Here is a 3,029-nt window from a genome sequence, read left to right as displayed (position 1 = left end):
ATCGATACCCCGACACCCGTCTCACCCAGCACACCCCGGTTACCCAACACATCCAGCTGCCCGGACTCGACCTCGTCCAGCAACTCGATCGCCGACAACCTCTGACCCGGATCAGCGACCATCCCCTGCAGGATCCGCTCCAACCTGGTCACCAACCGTTGAACGGTCACCTCATCGAACACATCGGTACGGAACTCGATCCTGCATCCCAGTTCATCGCCGGGGAGGACCTGGATCGTCAGCGGATAATGATTAGCTTCGTGGCTCTGCAGATCAGTCACCGTCAAAGAGTCTCCACCCAGCTCGGCCAGGGAAGTCTCGATCGGATAATTCTCGAACACGAACAGGGTATCGAAAAGTGCTTTATGCCCCGTCACGCGATGGATACGAGAAAGAGCAAGATGCTGATGATCAAGTGTGCTGTTGTATTCAGCCTGCAACTGATCAATAAGATCGGATACAGAATGCGCCGGATCAACCACCGCACGAACTGGAACTGTGTTGATGAACAACCCGACCATGGACTCGGCACCTGCCAGGTCCGCCGGCCTGCCAGACACCGTCATGCCAAACGCAACATCGCCGCTACCAGTCATCGAGCTCAACAATTGGGCCCATGCAGCCTGAACAACCGTGCTCGCGGTAGTGCTCTGAGACCTGGCTAGATCCCGAATACCACGAGTCGTCCGCGCCGACATCCGGTAAGTATTGCTTTCACGTCCCCCGGTCCGACTCCCATGATCGGGGGTGCGGACCAGAGTAGGCGTTTCGAAACCCTCGAATACCGAACTCCAAACATCTTCTGCGGCCACAGTATCTTGTTCCGACAGCCAGGATAGAAACTTGCTATACGGAACTGCAGGTCGCAGATTTTCACGGTTATAGATCGCGAAGATCTCACTAATCACCAGCGGCAAGGACCAGCCATCATAAACGATGTGGTGACTGGTGAAGACAAACCGATAGCGGTCCTCGGCCAACCTAACCAGCAGACCACGACTGGGCGACTCATGGGTGAAATTGCAAACTGCGGAGCGTTCCTCCCGCAGAATCTGTCTCAACCGTGCGGCATCGTCGACTTCATCAGCCAGGTCTACAAACCGCCACGGCACCTCCGGGTTTGCCAGGATGACCTGTACCGGCTTGTCGAGGTTCTCATAGACAAACCTGGCGCAAAGGTTCGGATGCCGACCAGCCACCGACTGGACAGCATCGCTCAGACGCGGCACGTCCACCATACCGGCCAACCCGATATCTATCTGGGACGCATATGCCGCACCCGCATCATCTCCATAGACGACGTGGAATAGCAAACCCTCTTGCAATGGAGCAAGCGGCAAAATATCGGCAGTGTCATATTCGTATTCGATGTTTTGGATTTGATGTTGATCCACGCTGGCCAAAGCCACATCCGATGGTGTCAGACCACCACCGCCGTCACGTACGTGATCGATGATCCCCTCAAGCGCCTCGAACCATAGTTCCCCGAGTCTGACAACCTGGCTGAGGTCGAGTTTCGACGTTGCCCAGGTCCAGCTGGCATGAAGTGTCAGACCGTCTGCGGTATTTGTCGCGACCGCGTTGACCTCAACGGTGTGCATTACCGGCATCGCGGTCTTGCTGCAACCGAGAGAATCATCAGCTATCGACATCCGCCAACGTCCATCGGTAGCTAGATCACCGATCGGCGATGAGCCCGTGGATGCGTCGATACGGCCCAAGTAATTGAACCCGATCGTCGGGTCAGCAGCCTCCAACTCGTCATCCGAGTTCAGATACCGCAGCAACCCATATGTCAATCCGTCCGGGCTCGCCCGCAACCGCTCCTTCGCACGTTTGACCACATCTCCGAGTTCCTCACCACCATCGATCACGCGCTGCCATGGAACCGAATCCAATTCCAGCAACACAGGATATTTCGTGGTAAACCATCCGATAGTCCGAGTCAGATCAATATCCGCAGCAAACTCATGGTCGCGGCCATGACCTTCGACATCGACGATAATCGGCGTTTCAGAGGAATCCGTGAACTCAGCGATAGCCAACCCGAAAGCAATGAGAAGGATTTCATGTACCCCGGAATGAAACGCCGCAGGTACCCGCCCCATCAAGAGCCGAGTACTATCACTGCTCAAACTCATCGATACTCTGCCCGCTGTCGCGAAAGTATCTTTCAAGGGGTCCGCGGCCGGCAGGAGCGAAGGAACCTCTCCGAGCTCAGACCATGCAGATTTTTGCGAGACAACCTCGGTAGAGTGTGCGTACTCCGACAGCAGCGATGCCCAGCGACGGAATGATGTGCCACCGAGTGGAATATTCACCGCCCTGTCATGGCGATAGGAACTCCATCCGCTATTGATATCGTCGAGAAGAATACGCCATGAAACGCCATCCACGACCAGATGATGAATTATCAGAAGCAGCTGGCTGGAATCTTCGGCCCATATGCCACTGATCATTCTACCGGCTGAATGTTCCAACTTGGAACGAGCCTCGGCAGCGTGCGCCGGGGAGAGCGAATCCACCCGTACCAAATGCTCCGCAGCCACGACGGAACCAGGTTCACGGACACGCAACAGCCATCCACAGTCGCCATCAGATCCCGTGCTGACCTGTGCACGCAACATGTCGTGTCGATCTAACAATGCCTGTAGAAGAACCACCACATCGCTGAATTCGACTCCAGCTGGCGCCTGCAGAATCATGGCCTGGTTGAAGTCCTCGATCGGACCTTCGACCCCTTCTAGCCAGGAAATGATGGGAGTGAGCTCGACATCACCGACACCGTCTTCCGGCGTCTCCTCGACGCGATCGACAACGACCGCGACACCGGCCACTCCGGCAACAGTCTTCTCCAGAAAAACGTCACGTGACTTGAGGACTATCCCCATTGTCCGGGCTTTCGAAGCAACCTGTATCGACAGGATGCTGTCACCGCCGAGGTCGAAGAACGAGTCGTCGACACCGACGCGCTCCAAACCCAACACCTGCGCATAGATCGCGGCCAGTTTTTCCTCGACCGGCGTCGA

The 3,029-nt window shown here is 56.1% G+C and carries 1 protein-coding gene; it reads right to left on the bottom strand.

What is annotated here, in order from left to right; translation table 11 throughout:
- On the bottom strand, positions 1-3,029 hold a 3,029-nt coding region (locus ACFULV_RS34895; RefSeq protein ID WP_378664375.1), incomplete at both ends, for a condensation domain-containing protein.

Source organism: Nocardia sp. NPDC057272 (assembly GCF_042668615.1).
Taxonomy (GTDB): Bacteria; Actinomycetota; Actinomycetes; order Mycobacteriales; family Mycobacteriaceae; genus Nocardia.
Note: the sequence above shows the minus strand (reverse complement) of the source record. Positions and strands in the feature narration are given on the sequence as shown.